Below are 17,027 nucleotides of genomic sequence, written 5' to 3'. Positions count from 1 at the left end.
GGACTATAGGACTTACAATATTGTACTTGTTGTCAATTGGTGCTTCTTCTGACAGTTATATAGAGGTTATTACTTCTATTTGGTTGATGTTGACAGGAGCTAAAGATTTATCTACTGCAGCTCCTGGATTTACTACCGGAAAAATCATAGCCGCAGGTGCAGTTATCACATTACCTCTGGCATTGATTGCTTTGTTTGTCCTGACTTTTACAGCCATGTTTGGCGCTTCTTTTATAAATACTGCAAAATATTTGGCAGTGCGTCATGGACAATACATATATACTAAGTTTGCTAATATTTTCATGGGTGTAGTTAGCTTTTTGGCTGCTACGCCCCTGTTTGTTGGTTTGTGGGTATTAAGCAATTCTTCAGGAAATGAAATACCCTTGCCTATAATTGCTATCGTTATTGTCTTTTTAGGCGGTTTGGAATGGGATGTTATAACTTTCTTAAGACATGATATGGAAAGGCATGCTAATACTACATATTCTGAGGTTTTTACTACAATAGGAGCGCCTTTAGGTAAATTTTTTCCCATGCCTAGAACTATGTCAGGATATTTGTTCTCCTCAAGTTTGCCAAGTTTTCTACCTTATTTGGCCGGCAAGGTGCCTGCTATCATAGGTGCTGTGACTATTGCAGAAATTATATTTTCATTTCCTGGCTTAGGCACCACCCTTTTGGATGCATTGCTGGGATCAAAAACAGATTTGCTTGTAGCATCTGTGTTTTTTCTGTTATGCGTTAATGCCGTTGTTGTTTTTATTGTAAAAACAGTATTATTCCTTATTTATCCGAGGTGGTATGAAAAAGCTATATAATAAATTGATATGGGTTTTTTGTTTTATTTTTTTAAGTCCTTTGATTTTATCGTGGTTTCCTACAGATATCATGTTTTTCCCTTTGCCAGAAAAATATAAAATTTTATTGTTTGATTCTTTTAGACAGTTGACTCTTACACTTGGAGCTACTTTGCTTGTTTCTTCTATCATAGCAATTTTCTTGGGTTTTTTAAGTGTTCTAAATAATTCATTGGGTAGAGCTTTATCCAGTTTCTTTAAAGCGATAGAGTCTATTCCATCCATTTTGATAGCTTTGTTTTGCTATGCTCCTGTGGCAGGTTATTTAGCACAACAATCAGCTGATATATCTTCTTTGACATCTCTGGGAGTTTTTGTTTTTGCAGCAACAATTATCGTTTTGCCAGAAGCTGTACGTGAGATTGCTATACCCTTGGGAGATCTATATCATAGGAAATATAGTTTGTCATTTCGTTCTTATGGCTTCACAAAAGCACATATTTTAACGGTTTTGATTAAAACCAATACTATGCTTATGACAATACGCCACATGGCAGCAGGTATTCTTCTAAAGACATTGGTACTTGATTGTTCATTTGGTTTTGTTATTCAATTAGGTTTTGGTAGTTACGGTACTCCTGCTCATCATAGTCCGGGAGCTCTTATAGCTGCTAATAGGGATGCCTTATTTGCGTGGGGAAATCCTGTATTGTTTTGGATTCCTTCTTTGATGTTAACATCGGTTAGCATAGCTTTCTTGTTGGTCCTCAATCAGAAAAAGGAGGTTATGTAGTGTTTACCAACCGTCCTGTTGTGTTAAAGGATTTTACAATTATATTGAAAGATAGAAAAATCCTTGATTCTGTGTGTTTTGAGCCGGAAGTCGGTTCTTCTAATGTAATAGTTGGCAAGACCGGAGTAGGAAAATCGGTACTTCTTAGAACAATAGCAGGTTTTATTCCTCTGTCAATTTTTAGGCTTGATGGCACTATGCATATACATGATTTGCCTGCATATATTGATGGTAAAAAGACTGATGCAGATACATGGTCAGAAATTATGAGCAGAGGAGTTATCTTTGTTCCTGCAGAAAGTGCTCAGGTTATGAATCCTGCTTTAACTTTAGAACATAACTGTAATCTCCTGGCTCCGGAATCCAGAGATATAATAGTAAGCAGGTTAAAGAAATATTTTAATCTTGATTTTGATGCCTTTTCCAGATTATACCCTGATGAGGTTTCTGGAGGAGAACTCCAGCGTATTACTCTTATGATATTGCTTTCCAGGATTGGTAATCTTTTTCTGTTGGATGAACCAACAGTAAATCTGGATAGAAACCTCAGAACTCTTTTTGCAGAATTCCTTAATAACGAAATATTGTCTGATAAAAATAATACAGTTCTGATAGCAAGTCATGATTTGGATTTTATACATCTTTTAAATGTAGATAAGGCATATGCTTTGGAAGATTCAAAACTAAAAAAACTGGAAAAACTTCCGGAAACAGAGGGCTTTGAAAAAATCACCCTTTCTGGTGCAAAAGCGTCAGGTCTACTTTTATCAAAAGTATCACAGACCTATTTTAAGAGAGGAATTTTTGGTGAGAGAGAGTTTGTTGCATATAAAAATCTGAATGTTTCTTTTAATAAATCCACTATATATGGAATAACAGGCCCTTCTGGATGTGGAAAATCAAGTATGATAAAGGGAATCTTAAGGTTGATTGGTGGTACAAAGGGAGCCATATTACTGGATGAGCAAGATTTAATATCTCTTAAACCTGATGAATATGGTTGGGATCCTAAAAACTTTCTTGCATTTCGTAAACGTATGGCAGTCGTTCAACAGGATTCTAGATATGCTTTTTTCCCTGATCTAAAGATTAGAGAATCTATTAAGCAAATTTCTGAAGCTATGGCGGGTTCTGATCATTTAAACGAAGAATCCATGTTGTTTTATATGGAAAAAGTGGGGTTAAAACCCCTGCATTATGATGCATATCCTTATTCGCTTTCTTCTGGAGAGATGAAACGTATTGATATAGCCAGGGCATTGGCTTCAAAACCAGAAGTTCTGCTTCTTGATGAACCTTTTGCGCATATAGATTTTGCAACAAGAATGATGGTTATGAAAGTCATAGGCGAATATATTACTCAAAATGAAACGATTATAATTGTTGTGACCCATGAAGACTTTGATTTGAGATATTTTGTAGAAACCAGTTTTGATTTCCCTGATATAATATCTCATGTGGCTTTTAGGTAATGCCTCATATGCTTCTTTACCCTACACACCCTGACTTACTCAGGGTATGTAGGGGTATTAAATAAATTATATTGGATGGGCTTTCTCTTCTTTGGGAAATAGTGCGGTTTCTGTTTTGCCATGCTGGTACAGGGCTTACGTTATGTATAGGTTTTATCTGGATATCCAGGAGAGTAGACCATGATGTCCATTTGCTCTTGTAGGAAGTCCAAAAATATGTAATAAAAAATTGTGGGTAAAAGAAAATCAAGCGGAAAAAAAAGACTCACTCCTCGACAAAAGATAAAAAGGCTCAACAGGCTGCTAGTATTTTTTTCTATTATTATATTTTTGCTGCTAGTAGCACTTGTGTATATGCTCCGTCCTGCGACTCAGCCTGTTGTATTAGCGTCTCCCGAGCCTTCTTCATTGTACAGTCCTCATCCTGAGATAACACCTTCTCCTATTGTGCCTCCTGTTGTGTCTCCCTTGCCTTTGGCAAAAAAAAACTATATCTATCTTATTCTGGATGATGCAGGGTATTCTGTTGAAGAAGTTAAACCTTTTTTGGATTTATCTTTTCCTCTTACAGTTTCTATTTTGCCTCATCTCAGATATAGTAGGGAGATTGCAGGTCTTGTAAAAAAGGCTGGTAAAAGGGTTTTTCTCCATCTTCCTATGGAGTCTGATAATGGTAGCAATCCCGGACCTGGGGCAATACTTGCGGATATGGATGCGATGGAAGTTGCAAAGCTTACTGAGGAGGCTATAGCCGGTATTCCTTTTTTATCGGGAGTCAACAACCACATGGGCTCAAAAATAACAAGAGATCCTATAATCATGCAGCAGGTTTTGAGTATATTATTGCAGCATAACCTTTATTTTGTTGACAGCAGGACTACGCCGGACAGTGTTGCCTACGATATTGCTCGTAATATGGGAATTCCTTCTCTAAAGCGTGATGTCTTTCTTGATAACAAGCAGGATAGAGAGTATATAATGGAAGCTCTAGAACATGCCGCAAGAATTGCAGAAGAAAGGGGGTATGCTGTTGCAATAGGCCATGTATGGTCAAAAGAGCTGCCTTCTATACTTGAGGAAGTTCACATGAGTTTTTTGAAACGGGGCGTGTTCTTTGGTGATATTGTTGAGAGGTTGAGAAAAGAATGATTGTTGTAGGTATAGAGTCTTCTTGTGATGAGTGTTCTGTTGCTGTTGTAAAGGATGGACGCTCTGTTCTTAGCAATGTGATTGCAACCCAGATAGAGTTTCATAAGCCTTACAGTGGAGTTGTTCCTGAGATAGCTTCCAGAAAGCATGTTGAATGGATAATGGATGTCTATAACCGTGCATTAAAAGAAGCGGGTATTTCTTCCTGCGATATAGATGTTGTTGCTGCAACCAATAGACCGGGGCTTATGGGCTCTCTTGTCGTAGGGTTTTCCTTTGCAAAAGGGCTTGCAATGGGGTTGGAAAAGCCTCTAGTGGCGGTAGACCATATCAAGGCGCATTTGTATGCGCCTCACCTTGAATATGATATATCTTATCCTTTTATAGGTCTTCTGTTATCGGGAGGTCACACAGTAATAAGTATGGTCAACAGCTTTGACGATTTTGAGGTTATGGGGACGACTATTGACGATGCCTGTGGAGAAGCCTTTGACAAAGTTGCCAAGCATTTTGGCTGGGGATATCCAGGTGGTGTGGTCATAGACAGGATGGCAGAAAAAGGCTGTGATACTGCTTTTTCTTTTCCGGATTCTGTATTAAAAAAGGATAAACATACCTATGATGTTTCTTACTCCGGCATTAAGACTGCAGTTGTCTATCAGCTTGAGCAGTTTAAAAATCCCGGATATGAGTCTAGTCCGGAGAATATAGCAGCTTCTTTTAGAAAAGCTGCTATAGATATGGTTCTCAAGCGGCTTGATAGAGCTGTAAACGATACTGGAATAAAGCGCGTTGTGCTGGGAGGTGGTGTTGCTGCCAACTCTTATCTTAGGCGTGTCCTGACAGAAAAAAAACATGAGGGCTGGGAAGTTTTTTTCCCGTCAATGGAGCTGTGTACGGATAACGGGGCCATGGTTGCTGCCATTGCTTATGAGTATGCGATAAGAGGGCGCTTTGACTCGCTTGAGAGTGGGGTAAGTGCCAGGGTGCCTGATTTTAAACCTTATTCTTCAAAATAGCCTCTTGAGATATTCCTGTTTTATGAGTTAAACTTATGCGAGATTAATATAAGGAGTTTTTATGGCCTTTGACCTTGACGCAGCCATACGCAAGATTCCGGATTTTCCTAAGCCTGGTATACTTTTCTATGATATTACCAGCATTCTGGCCAATCCGGAGGCATTTTCCTATTGCATCAATTCTATGGTCGAGACATACAAGGATACAGATATAAACGCCATTGCTGCAATAGAGTCACGTGGCTTTATTTTTGCGGCTCCCCTTGCTGAGAGATTGTCTCTTCCTCTGATTCTTGTAAGAAAAAAAGGCAAGCTTCCTGGAGAAACCCTGTCAAAAACCTTTGATCTTGAATATGGTCAGGACACCATAGAGATTCACAAGGCTGATGTGGGTCCCGGACAGACTTTTCTTATAGTGGACGACCTTGTTGCAACAGGTGGTACTCTGAGAGCTGCCATTGATTTGCTTACCGAGGCTGGTGCCAGTGTCAAAGAAATCTTTGCACCTATTGGGCTTCCTTTTTTAAACTACAGCGAGAAGCTTGGTGATGTTCCTGTGCGTACCCTCATAGAATACGATTCTGAGTAGATGTACAAATACGCTCTGCTTTTGCGGGGTTTTTTTATGCGTGAGACATACCTGAGTTCTTAGTGGATATTTTTATACCGAACGCAGTGTCCGCTAAGAGCGTCCACTGCTGCCACTGGCAGAAAAGTTTTTGAGGGGGGCCTTTCTGTTTTTCCTCTTATAAGCCTGTGGCAGGAGTAATCGCGCCCGTACTGCTTGTGTTTCTTTATAGGGTGCGATTGCGACGTTCGGTATTATTGTTTATTGATACGGGTGTTGCTTTTGTTTTTCTTTGGTAATAATATATTGTTATGTTAAAGGATTTTCGGTTGTATCTTGAGGTCCTTACTCATTGGGAAGTGTGGGTTGCTATTGTTGTTTTTTTCTTTGGCTTTTTGATTGTGGTTTATCTGGGGGGGGTTAATTCTCGTTCCAAGATTCTTGTTGGTAAGCTGCCTGAGGTGGAATCGTCTTCTAAGAAAAAGAATGTCAAAGTCACTCCCAAGGATGAGGATATAACCGAGAATGCTATAGAGGAGGAATAGTGAGGAGTTTTAAACTTGTTATTATTTTGTTGCTTGTTTTTTTGTCTGTTTCCTGTATATCTGAGGATGTTAAGATTGAGTTTAAGCGGGATTTGAGTGGCACTGCGGATGTAGTTTATACCGTTCCTCTTGCTCTTGTAAATACTACTGCTTCTTCTACTCCTCCGGACCCTAGCAAATATGAGCCTCTTTTACCTGTACCGTACTCTCGTGAGGTCTTTGAGATGGAGCTTGGCGAGATTGATGGTATAAGGCTTGTCTCTTATGACAGCAAGACAACTGATACTGATATGGTTATTTCTGCAAGACTTGCTTTTGATAATCCGGATGCTCTGTCTGAGTGGTTGTCAGCTGGAGGGCAGACGCTCACTGTTGTACAGAGCAATGGCTCATATGAGATGTCACTTAAGTTGTTTTCTCCAGAGGATATTCCCCAAGATAAGGAAACAGTTGATTTTATCAATACCTTTTTTTCTGATTATGGTTTTAAGCTCAAGATTACGGTCTTTGCTCCTGTTTCTTATACTTCTGCAGGGGTTGCGGATGGTAGGACAGTGTCCCTGGAGGCTCCCATATCAGATGTAATTCTTGGTAAGATTCCCGATACGCTTGTTGTAAGGTGGTAGGGATGGAGCATCCTGTTCTTATCGATTTTGAGAAAAGGCTTAAGGCAGTGTTTGACAGGATTGATACGGAGCTTGAGGACCGTTATGGCAGACTTTTCCCTCGTCACCCCAGCAGGCCCGCACGCGGAGAGACTTGCGACAGTTCTCAGGATGGACTATTTGGTGTTGGAGCCAGCTTTTCTGCAGGTTTTGGCAGTGACTTTGGTCGTGGTTATGTTCTAGAGCTTAGGATTGCAACACTATCTCATGTAGATGGTGATTTGAGAGAAAAGATAGTTTCTGAGGCTGTAGAAAGGCTGCAGGCTCTTCTTGTACAGGAGTTTCCGGAGAGAAAGCTCAAGGTGGTTAAGGATGGTGAGGTATATAAGATAGTAGGGGATTTGTCTTTGAGTTAATGTTTTTCTCTTGAGCTCTACTTTTTACCTGTTACAGTCATAACCCAGCACACAGGTGTTATTGCGGTTTTACAAGGAGTGGGCTATCCTGTGCTGTTATTACTCTCCCTTATTATGCTTTGTATCCCTGCATTGTCTATTATCTTTGCAGTATCGATGCAATCTCCGCATGGTGTGTTTGCGGATAGAAGTCACACAGCACTATATCTTTTATCCTGTAGCCAGAATGTCTTATGAGTTGTGCGGCATCACGTGCAAAACTTGCGGGATTGCAGGATATATACAGCAGAGTAGGTGATGCAGTCTTGATTATAGACTTCCTTGCGCTCTTAGAAATCCCTGAGCGTGGAGGGTCTAGTATGATAAGATCTGGCGGCTTGCTTGCCGCAGGATAAGAGAAAAACTCTTCTACTGTCATTGCATAATAATTTGCCTTTTTACCAAGCTGTCTTTCTGCCAGTGCAAGCGACTCTGTTACTTCTTCTACAAGTTTTACGGACTCAGCACGATCTGCAAAAAGAGAAGAGAACAGTCCTGAGCCGGAGTATAAATCCCATACGGATAAAGGAGACATATTTTCTGTTTTTTCTTCTATCCATTGTATTAATTTTTCTAAGACTTCTGTATTACTTTGAAAAAACAAATCAGTTCTTCCGTAGTATGTTCTGTTTGCCATAGTAACGGAGAAGTCTTCTGCTCCTTTTCTCCCGTAAAGTCTGTTGTTATGGCAAAAAAGATTGAGCCTTTTTTTATTCGGAATATCAGAAAAATCATCAGAAAATATTGGGGCTGCAGCCTGATTGAGGATGGGACACTGGTTTATAGGAAAATGCCTGCCATCCTTTTTTCTGTATCCTGGCTTTTTGTTTTCTATATGAATTTGAAACCTGTTTCTGTATCCGTACGGACTTGAGCTTATTGTCTCTATATGCGGTATATCTGTAAGTTTATTGTCAGTAAGAAGTTTTCTCAGCCAGTTTTTTTTGTATTCTAGTGCATGCTGGTATTCTATGTGCTGCATATTGCAGCCTTTACATATGCCATAATGGGGACAGTGTGGCTTTACTCTGTGTGCTGAGCCAGTTATAATTTCTATCAGCTCTGCTGTTGCATAATCTTTGTGTTCTTCTTTTATGACAGCCAGAACTTTCTCACCTGGAAGAGTGTAGTCAGTAAATATTATTTTCCCCTCGTGTCTGGAAATCCCTCTTGCAAGTGGGGCAAGCTCTTCTATTGTAAGTTCTACTGTGTTTTGCATAGCTTATGATAACATGTTTTGAGATTCTTTTTCATCCTCTGAGCGTTTTTGTTTATTCTATACCTGTAATTTATTTTTGAGGGTGAAGTTGTTTTTGTACTGATATCTGCTGTATCCAGTAACTTGTTTTCTTTTTGTCTAAGATAGTTTGCGTTGAGTCATCCGTGTATAATTTTCTTTTTCTTTTATTGACGCTATTAGGTCTTGGGTTTACTATGTGTGTGCATGGATATCAATAAGAAGCGTGCATCTGCGTATTCTCGCATAAAAAAGGTAGGAGAGGAGAAACTTCCTCCCCATCTTGAGGCTGCCTATAGAAAATCAGACTTGTTGAGAGATAAATCCTCAAGTGCTTCTGATGGACAGTCTTCCCGTAATATAAGAAAAGATAATTCACCTTTGGATAATAAGATGATGCAACAGACCGGCGGGACATACGATTCTGCTGCTGTCAGGGATGCTTTTGCCAAGCTGGTTGCAGACAAAGATGGTGCATTATCAGGTGCATCCCGGGAAAAAAAACTTGCACTTATTGCCAGGTTTCTTATCCTTGTGGGTGAGGAACGGGCTGCAGAGATTCTTAGTTATCTTGATGAGCCGCTTGTGGAGGCTATTGCAAGGGAGATAGCAAAAACTCCTGTCATAAAACCGGAAGAGGCTAGGGAAGTTCTAGCTTCCTTTAACCTTGCTGCCCGTGAGGCTGCAGGACCTCGTGGTGGTGCCGATGTTGCCTTTAAAATTCTGGAAGAAGCTTTTGGTCCAGAGAAAGCACGAGATATGAGCACAAAGCTTTTTGAGGCAGGCTTGTACAAGCCTTTTTCTTTTCTTGCCAATATTCCTGCCTCACAGATTGCTCTTCTTCTAAAAAAAGAAAGCCCTGCCGTAATAAGCGCAATATTGCCTTTTTTGCCTCCAGCAAAGGCATCGGAGGTGCTTGTCAAGCTGGATAACGATGTGCGTATAAAGGCCATAAAATATATGGCTCAGAAGAGAAAGCTTGATGCGGATATACTTGAGAGAATAGAGCTTGCCTTGCGTGATAGACTGCATAATATGGGTGATGTCAGTGAGCAGGAAATAAACGGTATGGATATACTCACAGAAATTCTTAAAAACACGCCTATAGAAAAAGAGGAGGAACTCCTTGCTCGCCTCAGGGAGCAGTCTCCAGAGCTTGCAGAGCGTCTGGAAGAGCGACTCCTCACTCTTGACCTCATTATGCAAATCCCGGATAGAGAACTTGCAGATTTATTACGGGAGTTTGACAACGATGAAATAGCCCTTTTTCTCAAGGGAAAACCAGAAGAATACAAATCCCGCATTCTCAAGAATCTCTCCGAGCGCAGACGCAATATGGTATCGGATGAGTACATGCGTCTTGGCGGAGTAAAGCGCAGTAAAGTGGATAAGATAACCCGCGAGTTTCTTGGTCTGCTCAGACAGCGTGTCCGCGACGGGAAGATTATTCTGGAATCTGATGAGTATGTAGAATAATCCTTTGTGTTTTACATTATATTTATCCTGTTATTTACACATTGCATTTGCCGCAGGCAGGAGTGACTGCACTCCTTTTTATACCGAACGCACAGCCCGTGCAAGGCGCGGCCTGTGCTGCCTATTGGCATAAGGCTATGACAGTGTGCAGTCACGACGTTCGGTATTATTTTATAAAAGAGTGCTCAGCTTTATCACAAGATATTCTGTTTTTTCCTTGAGACCTATGTTGTCAAGCGTTATTTCTATTCTGTTGGGATGTGTGGGGTCTAGTTTGATTGCGCCGTTACTTTCTCGTATGAGCCTAAGCGCCTTGTCTGGTGATATGACAGAAACTTTGCCAAACTCTATGGTGATTTTGCCGGCGCGTTCTTTTATGCTTGTTATGTACAATTTGCCGGCGATTATCTTTAGCTCCGATATCCCAAGTAGGCTTGAGACTTCCGGTGGCATAGGGCCATAGCGGTCTTCAAGCTCCTGTCCAAGTGCTTCCAGCTCTTCCAGTGTGTCGACGGAGACTATTTTTTTGTATATCAGCATTTTTTCCTGTGTTTCCGATATGTATGTGTCCGGGATATATCCTGTGTACTGGAGTTCCATGTAGGTTTCTTCCGGGCTTTCTTCTCCTTGCTTTTGCATCTCGCGTATTGTCTGGTCCAGGAGTCTGAGGTACATGTCAAAGCCTACGGAGTGGATGTCGCCGCTCTGCTCTCGTCCAAGAAGGTTTCCTGCACCGCGGACTTCCAGGTCTTTGAGAGCAACTTTAAAACCTGCTCCAAGCTCTGTATGGTCTGCTATTACTTGCAGCCTCTTTTCTGCAAGCTCGGATATCTGTCTTTGCGCAGGGTAAAACAGATATGCGTATGCTGCTTTGTCCGAGCGCCCCACGCGGCCTCTGAGCTGATACAGCTGTGCAATACCGTACATGTCTGCTCTATCTATTATGATTGTATTTGCATTGGGTATATTGATTCCGTTTTCTATTATGGTTGTAGAGACAAGCACGTGAAAACCGCCGTGTATAAACCTGTGCATGACGTCTTCCAGTATCCTGGGGCTCATCTGTCCATGGGCAATCTCCACAAGTACTTCTGGTACTATGTTTTCCAGAAAGGTTTTTATCTGATGCAGGGTTTCCACGCGGTTATGCAGGTAGAAGACTTGTCCTCCGCGTTGTACTTCTTTTCTTATTGCTTCTGCTATTCTCTCTTCGGAAAACTCTTCTATATATGTTTCTATTGGCAACCTTTCTTGGGGTGGGGTTTCCAGTACGGATATATCGCGTATTTTAAGCAGAGCCATATGGAGCGTACGCGGTATTGGTGTCGCTGTCAGTGTGAGACAGTCTACCGAGTTCTTAAGTTCCTTGAGTCTTTCTTTATGCTTGACGCCAAAACGCTGTTCCTCATCAATAATAACAAGCCCCAAGTCTTTAAACTGCACGTTTTTGCTAAGTATCTTATGAGTTCCTATGAGTATGTCTACATTTCCTTCTCTTAAATCATGCAGAATTTGTTTTTGTCTTGCAGGCTGCACAAGTCTTGATAGCATCTCCACTCGTACGGGGAACCCCTCCAGTCTTTCCAGAAAGTTCTCATAGTGCTGTTCTGCAAGTATGGTTGTTGGTGCAAGGAAAGCTACTTGTTTTCCACCCATGACAGCCTTAAAGGCTGCTCTCATGCCTATTTCTGTCTTACCGTATCCTACATCGCCGCAGACAAGACGGTCCATAGGTCTTGGGGACTCCATGTCTTCTTTTACTTCCTGTATACATTTTAGCTGGTCTTCTGTCTCCTGATAAGGAAAGCGCGCTTCAAACTGCATTTGCCACTCCGTATCAGGAGGAAAGGCAAAGCCTCTGGCAGTAGAACGCTTGGAATACAGCTGTATAAGCTTCTTTGCAAGGTCTTCTACGGATTTTTTTACCTGCTCTTTTCTCTTTTTCCAGGAACTGCTTCCTATCTTATCCAGCCTTGGCTCAGAGTCGGAGCTTCCTATGTATCTTTGTACAAGGTTTACCTGCTCTATGGGCACATATACATATTCTGAGCCTGCATACTCTATGTGAAGATAGTCCCTCTCATTGTTGCCTATCTTCATGCGTTTTATGCCCAAAAAACGCCCTATGCCGTGCTGCACATGCACAACATAATCACCCGCAGAAAGCTCGACAAAGCTGTCTATAGGGGTGCTTCTTGTCTTTTTTACGGAGCTTGCAACGCGCTTTCTCCTGCCAAATATCTCATCCTCATGGAAAACAGCTATCTTTTTATCTGGTAGTATAAAACCTGCAGGAACATCCGATAGTTCTATCTTTATCTCTGGATAATCCTTGAGCAGAAACGCAAGCCTTTCTTTCTGTACTCTGGAGTCTGTTATTACGTAGATTCTGTATTTATTCTTGATAAGGCCTTGCAGCTCTTCTTTAAAAAAATTGACATTGCCAAAGAATGCTCTAGGACCTTCTGTATTGATTGTTATAGAGCCTTGTGGGCTGTCTATGGAGTTGAGTCTTATGAACCTTTTTTTGTGTGTGAGCTGTCTTAGAGGCAGGAGTATTTTTTCTGGATGCGGATAAGGCCTAAGATGGCGTACTCTTTTATATAGACTGTTGTATTCTGTTATAAGCGCTTCTTCTGCTCTTATCAGTCTTTCTGCATGTACCATAACAACAATAGCATTGTCCGGCAGATATTCTGTCAAATTTGACGGTTTATCGTATGCAAGAGGATAAAAAATCTCTTCCCCTGAGAAATGTCCTCTGACAGAAAGTTCTTCTGTTATATGGCTTGTATCCAGTTTTACGGATTCTTCTGCAAGAGATTTCTCAAGCGCTCGTATATGCTCATCCTTCCATATATGCTCTCTTAGCGGATATATGACAGCCTCTTCCATTTCTTTGTCCGTACGTTGGGTATCAGGCAAAAACAGGCTTATCTTCTCTACAGTATCAAACTCAAAGATAATTCTTATAGCCTCATCCATGCCCGGTGGATATACATCAAGCACCTCGCCTCTTAGAGCAAACTCTCCTCTGAGAGAAACCCGTGGTACCCTGAGATAACCCATGGACACAAGATTATCAGCAACAGCCTGAGGATTTATATTGCTGCCTTTTTTTATGATGATTATGTTCTTCTTATACTCTTCCTGAGGAGGAAGAGGCGTTAGAAAAGCCCTCAGCGATGTAAGGACTATATCGTGTGAACCTGCAGAAAGCTCTGCCAGAACCTCGCTTCTTTTTCCAAAAACAGGAGCATTATCCCTGAGCCCCTCTCCATACGGGAGAACTCCCCAGTCCGGAAAAAATGCGGACTCTATCCCAAGTGCAGATAAAGCAGAACCTGCAGTTTCTGCTTCTTTATCCGTAGTAAATACAAGACAGAGCTTTAAGCCAAGAGAGTGCAGCCTTGCGATAAAAAAATCAACTGCAGAACTATGCAAACCCTTGATATCTACAGGGAACACCCCTGCATTTATCCTTTTTACGGCCTCTTTATAGCCCTCAAGAGAAGAAATAGCAGAAAATATGTCTTTTAAAAATAAGGAATCTTCCATAACTTCCGAAAATAATACAAAATAGGAAGGTAAACTATGAAAAAAGCATTCCTCCCGATATTACTCATATTGCTCACTACAACCCTGGGGGCTCAGGAGCAAGACCTAAGCGGTCTTGACTGCAGCATAAGGCTGTATGACAAGGCCATATATTACCCCGACAGCAGCCTGATGGTAAAGATAACACTTACCAACAATAGTGCAAAGGGCATATCCTTTAAAATCGCAGACAGGAAGCTGTTTTCCTTTGACTTTGACATAAGGACAATGTCCAATGCCCGTGTTGCTGAGTCAGACTTTTTTATCACGCACAGGCTGCAAAATCAACCCGTATTCTATAGAGAGATAATGCTTCTGCCTGGAGAAGAATATGCCGTGATAGAAGATCTTAGGGATTACAGACAGCTTGACCAGCCGGGAACATATGTGGTACAGGCTCTTTTTTATCCTCAGTTGGGAAACAAAGACCTTGTTATCAAGTCCAACAGAATCCTTGTTACAATACACCCCGGCATGGATATCCTAAGAGAAGCGGAAATCAGAGTAGAAGAGCAGACTAGAGAAATACTTACGGCACAACCTATGCCCCCAGATATGGTTGTAAAAAACGTTATAGAAGCAAGGCAGAAAAACCAATGGGAAAGATTTTTTTTGTACATGGACATAGAGTCCTTATTTATGAGAGATAGAAGCAGAAAAGCAGCATATCTTAAAGCGGGAGAAGAAGAACGGCTCAGAATGCTTGATACGTTTAGAAAAGAGCTAACATCCAGTGTTGTTGACAGAGATATAATAGTGATACCTCAGGAATATGAGATAGTAAAAACAGAATATACACAAAAAGAAGGAAAGGTTGTCGTTATAGAAAAATTTGACTATGGTACATATAAAGAAGTAAAAGAATACACCTACATGCTGAAGAAAAAAGATAATATATGGTACATAACAGACTATAACGTCCATAATATGGGAACAGAATAGCATGAAGATACTTCTGATATCGGACAGAGATGACATAAAGGAACTTCTCATCAACAAGCTGATACTTCAGGGAATAGAAATCATCCAGTATTGGCACCCTGTTAAAGCCATGGACAATCTGGAAGAAATGTCACCTGATATTATCATGTTTAATGCGGAGGACTTTCCCAGACACTGGAAGACCTTTGCCAGCTATATCAAAAGCACAGAAATCCATGATGCTCCCATAATCCTTCTAACCGGTGAGAAGTTTGATCAAGAGGAGGCTAGCAAGGCCACAGCCCTGGGAATACGTGCCTTTGTAGACAGCAGCTTAAACGATGCAGCTCAGATAAAGCGAGTCAAAAAACTGATTGCAAGATACAGAAAGCTCCCTGACGGTAGGCGTTTTCCGCGCTTTATTCCCCAATCCATCGACAAAGTTGGCTTCCTTTTCTCTCATCCTGATAAACACATGCTTGTCTTTGGCAAGATTCTGGACATATCTCTGGAAGGCCTTGGATTTTTGCCCTATGACACCTCAGTTCTTCTGGAAATACGCGAGAAAAGCCTTCTCAGACACTGTTCTTTGCGCGTGGGCGATAAGCTGTTTAATGTGGATTGCACAGTTATCTCTACCATAGACGGGCTTCATCTGGCTTTTATAGCCCCTACAGACGAGCTCAAAAAATCAATCAAGGACTATTTTCTGGAAGCTGCTATAGATAATGAGATTAGCGTTTTATCCTAGTATCTTTTTCTACCCAGCTGAATATTTTATAAAATCATACCGAACGCACATGACGCACGGCGTCATTGTGCTGCCTCCGGCGGCAGGCACAGTGTTTTGCTCGCTTTTGTGCCATATATTTGCCGTAGGCAGGCTTGTCTGTGCCATGCTTGCCAGCTTTGCTTTATTTTGGCACAGGCAAAGCCGTTCGGTATGAAATATGTTTTCTCTTGACAGCATAATACGCCAGTTATATTCTTATAATATGGCAATTAACAAGTATCTTGACGTAACAGAGCCTTTTTTGCCCGAGATTCCTGGTCACAGCAACTATAGGCTTGAGGCACTGCCGTTTAAAGGGATTATAAAGAAGCATCCTTACGATTCTAAGAAAGTTCTTCTATATGTTGACTCTGATTCTAGACGGGTTTTGGAGTTTTATATAGAAAATATTCTGCACATAGATTCCGAGGCGGCTATTACTGGTGAGAACGGTGTTATGGCTCGTGAGCTTACTGTGTGGATTAAAAAAGGCAGTGTGGGGGTGGAGCTGAGGCCTTTTCTGGTAGGAAAAGAATGAGAACTGATTTTGAGGCAAGTTATTATACCAGGCTGGATGAAGGCAAGGTAAGATGTGAGCTTTGTCCGCATTTCTGTGTTATTGCCGAGGGAAAGATCGGGATTTGTGGAGTGCGCAGAAATCAGGCGGGCAGACTGATGCTTCCGTATTATGGCATGATTTCTTCTATCGCAATGGACCCTATTGAGAAAAAGCCGCTATATCATTTTTTTCCGGGTTCTGTTATCATGAGCGTGGGCTTTGTGGGCTGTCCTTTTCGCTGTCCCTTTTGTCAGAACTACAGCATTTCTATTGAGTTTGCTTCTCTTGTGTCTTCTCTTTCTTTCTTTGAGCCGCAAGAGCTGGTTGACAGGGCAATCGCTCTGGGGTCTATGGGGATTGCCTACACGTATTCTGAGCCGCTTATTCATGCTGAGTTTATAACAGAGGCTGCCCGCCTTGCAAGGAAAAGAGGGCTCAAGAATGTGCTTGTTACCAACGGATATATCAATCCCGCTCCTGCGGAGGATATCCTGGAGCATATGGACGCTGCCAATATTGATCTCAAGAGTTTTAATGCTGATTTTTATTCTTCTTTTATCAGGGGAAAGATAGAGCCGGTTAAGGCTTTTATCTTGCAGGCGGCAAAAAAAATCCATGTGGAGGTTACCACTCTTCTTATCCCAGGTAAAAACGACAGCGACGAGGAAATCAGGGATATTGCAAAGTGGGTTGCCGCTATAAGGGATGATATCCCCTTGCATCTTACAGCATACTATCCGCGCTATCATTATACACAACCACCAACACCGCCATCCCGCGTGCTCGCTGCCGTTGATATTGCAAAAAAATATCTAAGGCATGTCTATCCGGGGAATATATAAAATTTAAAAAAACATATTGACAAAGAGCAAAAAAATATTATATAGTCTCACCAACATCAAGATTCCCCTGTAGCTCAGTCGGTAGAGCGGGTGGCTGTTAACCACTAGGTCGGCGGTTCGAGTCCGTCCGGGGGAGCTAGGTTTAAAGCTGTCAACTCTATTGGTTCTTAGTTAACACATGGCCCTGCCGGGATGACCCGGCAGGGCATTTGTTTTT

The 17,027-nt window shown here is 41.5% G+C and carries 16 protein-coding genes and 1 tRNA gene; 15 read left to right on the top strand and 2 right to left on the bottom strand.

Annotated elements, in window-relative coordinates:
* The first annotated feature begins 29 nt into the window (after positions 1-29).
* The 9 genes from WKV44_05235 (at position 30) to WKV44_05195 (ending at position 7,367) form a co-directional block, all read left to right on the top strand.
* Positions 30-821 (top strand): ABC transporter permease subunit, encoded by a 792-nt coding sequence (locus tag WKV44_05235; protein ID MEM5947939.1) that lies wholly within the window; start codon positions 30-32, stop codon positions 819-821.
* Positions 805-1,593, top strand: a complete 789-nt coding sequence (locus WKV44_05230) for a hypothetical protein (GenBank protein MEM5947938.1) — start codon at positions 805-807, stop codon at positions 1,591-1,593. The genes WKV44_05235 and WKV44_05230 overlap by 17 nt, the downstream gene beginning before the upstream one ends.
* Entirely contained in the window at positions 1,593-3,065 is a 1,473-nt protein-coding gene (locus WKV44_05225; GenBank protein ID MEM5947937.1) for an ATP-binding cassette domain-containing protein, read from the top strand. The genes WKV44_05230 and WKV44_05225 overlap by 1 nt, the downstream gene beginning before the upstream one ends.
* 231 nt (positions 3,066-3,296) lie before the next feature.
* Positions 3,297-4,214, top strand: a complete 918-nt coding sequence (locus WKV44_05220; GenBank protein MEM5947936.1) for a divergent polysaccharide deacetylase family protein — start codon at positions 3,297-3,299, stop codon at positions 4,212-4,214.
* On the top strand, positions 4,211-5,233 hold the full coding sequence (tsaD, locus tag WKV44_05215) for a tRNA (adenosine(37)-N6)-threonylcarbamoyltransferase complex transferase subunit TsaD (GenBank protein ID MEM5947935.1): 1,023 nt from the start codon (positions 4,211-4,213) through the stop codon (positions 5,231-5,233). Before WKV44_05220 ends, tsaD begins: the two co-directional genes overlap by 4 nt.
* 61 nt (positions 5,234-5,294) lie before the next feature.
* Complete coding sequence (locus tag WKV44_05210) at positions 5,295-5,822, top strand: adenine phosphoribosyltransferase (GenBank protein MEM5947934.1); 528 nt, start codon at positions 5,295-5,297, stop codon at positions 5,820-5,822.
* A gap of 290 nt (positions 5,823-6,112) precedes the next feature.
* The gene (locus WKV44_05205; GenBank protein ID MEM5947933.1) at positions 6,113-6,346 is read left to right on the top strand and encodes a hypothetical protein; all 234 of its coding nucleotides are present in this window, start codon (positions 6,113-6,115) and stop codon (positions 6,344-6,346) included.
* Entirely contained in the window at positions 6,346-6,972 is a 627-nt protein-coding gene (locus WKV44_05200) for a hypothetical protein (GenBank protein MEM5947932.1), read from the top strand. The genes WKV44_05205 and WKV44_05200 overlap by 1 nt, the downstream gene beginning before the upstream one ends.
* A 2-nt stretch (positions 6,973-6,974) precedes the next feature.
* Positions 6,975-7,367 (top strand): hypothetical protein, encoded by a 393-nt coding sequence (locus WKV44_05195; GenBank protein ID MEM5947931.1) that lies wholly within the window; start codon positions 6,975-6,977, stop codon positions 7,365-7,367.
* 139 nt (positions 7,368-7,506) lie between these two features.
* On the opposite strand, the gene WKV44_05190 is transcribed toward WKV44_05195, so the two are convergent.
* Entirely contained in the window at positions 7,507-8,625 is a 1,119-nt protein-coding gene (locus tag WKV44_05190; GenBank protein MEM5947930.1) for a TRAM domain-containing protein, read from the bottom strand.
* A gap of 225 nt (positions 8,626-8,850) precedes the next feature.
* Here WKV44_05190 and WKV44_05185 point away from each other — a divergent pair, with 225 nt between their 5' ends.
* Complete coding sequence (locus tag WKV44_05185) at positions 8,851-10,119, top strand: FliG C-terminal domain-containing protein (protein ID MEM5947929.1); 1,269 nt, start codon at positions 8,851-8,853, stop codon at positions 10,117-10,119.
* Between the two features lie 171 nt (positions 10,120-10,290).
* Here the strand turns inward: WKV44_05185 and mfd are convergent, their stop codons facing one another.
* A complete protein-coding gene (gene mfd, locus WKV44_05180; GenBank protein MEM5947928.1) occupies positions 10,291-13,677 on the bottom strand; it encodes a transcription-repair coupling factor in 3,387 nt (1,128 codons plus the stop codon).
* Positions 13,678-13,713: 36 nt separating this feature from the next.
* Between mfd and WKV44_05175 the strand changes: the two genes are divergently transcribed.
* The 5 genes from WKV44_05175 to WKV44_05155 all read left to right on the top strand — a co-directional run bounded on the left by WKV44_05175 (position 13,714) and on the right by WKV44_05155 (position 16,946).
* Positions 13,714-14,658 (top strand): hypothetical protein, encoded by a 945-nt coding sequence (locus WKV44_05175; GenBank protein MEM5947927.1) that lies wholly within the window; start codon positions 13,714-13,716, stop codon positions 14,656-14,658.
* A gap of 1 nt (position 14,659) precedes the next feature.
* Positions 14,660-15,388: a PilZ domain-containing protein gene (locus WKV44_05170; GenBank protein MEM5947926.1), complete on the top strand. Its 729-nt coding sequence runs from the start codon at positions 14,660-14,662 to the stop codon at positions 15,386-15,388.
* Positions 15,389-15,632: 244 nt separating this feature from the next.
* On the top strand, positions 15,633-15,947 hold the full coding sequence (locus tag WKV44_05165; GenBank protein ID MEM5947925.1) for a hypothetical protein: 315 nt from the start codon (positions 15,633-15,635) through the stop codon (positions 15,945-15,947).
* Positions 15,944-16,810, top strand: coding sequence for an AmmeMemoRadiSam system radical SAM enzyme (gene amrS, locus WKV44_05160; GenBank protein MEM5947924.1), 867 nt, complete (start codon positions 15,944-15,946; stop codon positions 16,808-16,810). The genes WKV44_05165 and amrS overlap by 4 nt, the downstream gene beginning before the upstream one ends.
* 63 nt (positions 16,811-16,873) lie before the next feature.
* A tRNA-Asn gene (locus WKV44_05155) sits at positions 16,874-16,946 on the top strand.
* The last annotated feature ends 81 nt before the right edge of the window (positions 16,947-17,027 follow it).

Source organism: Spirochaetia bacterium 38H-sp (assembly GCA_039023545.1).
GTDB classification, from domain to species: Bacteria; Spirochaetota; Spirochaetia; order Winmispirales; family Winmispiraceae; genus Rarispira; species Rarispira pelagica.
Note: the sequence above shows the minus strand (reverse complement) of the source record. Positions and strands in the feature narration are given on the sequence as shown.

Bases quoted from the DNA above. Each gene is read 5' to 3' on its own strand.
- WKV44_05165 (MEM5947925.1), top strand. From the start codon at position 15,633: ATGGCAATTAACAAGTATCTTGACGTAACAGAGCCTTTTTTGCCCGAG.
- WKV44_05195 (MEM5947931.1), top strand. From the start codon at position 6,975: ATGGAGCATCCTGTTCTTATCGATTTTGAGAAAAGGCTTAAGGCAGTG.
- WKV44_05190 (MEM5947930.1), bottom strand. From the start codon at position 8,625: ATGCAAAACACAGTAGAACTTACAATAGAAGAGCTTGCCCCACTTGCA.
- mfd (MEM5947928.1), bottom strand. From the start codon at position 13,677: ATGGAAGATTCCTTATTTTTAAAAGACATATTTTCTGCTATTTCTTCT.
- WKV44_05170 (MEM5947926.1), top strand. From the start codon at position 14,660: ATGAAGATACTTCTGATATCGGACAGAGATGACATAAAGGAACTTCTC.
- WKV44_05210 (MEM5947934.1), top strand. From the start codon at position 5,295: ATGGCCTTTGACCTTGACGCAGCCATACGCAAGATTCCGGATTTTCCT.
- WKV44_05175 (MEM5947927.1), top strand. From the start codon at position 13,714: ATGAAAAAAGCATTCCTCCCGATATTACTCATATTGCTCACTACAACC.
- WKV44_05185 (MEM5947929.1), top strand. From the start codon at position 8,851: ATGGATATCAATAAGAAGCGTGCATCTGCGTATTCTCGCATAAAAAAG.
- amrS (MEM5947924.1), top strand. From the start codon at position 15,944: ATGAGAACTGATTTTGAGGCAAGTTATTATACCAGGCTGGATGAAGGC.
- WKV44_05205 (MEM5947933.1), top strand. From the start codon at position 6,113: ATGTTAAAGGATTTTCGGTTGTATCTTGAGGTCCTTACTCATTGGGAA.
- tsaD (MEM5947935.1), top strand. From the start codon at position 4,211: ATGATTGTTGTAGGTATAGAGTCTTCTTGTGATGAGTGTTCTGTTGCT.
- WKV44_05230 (MEM5947938.1), top strand. From the start codon at position 805: ATGAAAAAGCTATATAATAAATTGATATGGGTTTTTTGTTTTATTTTT.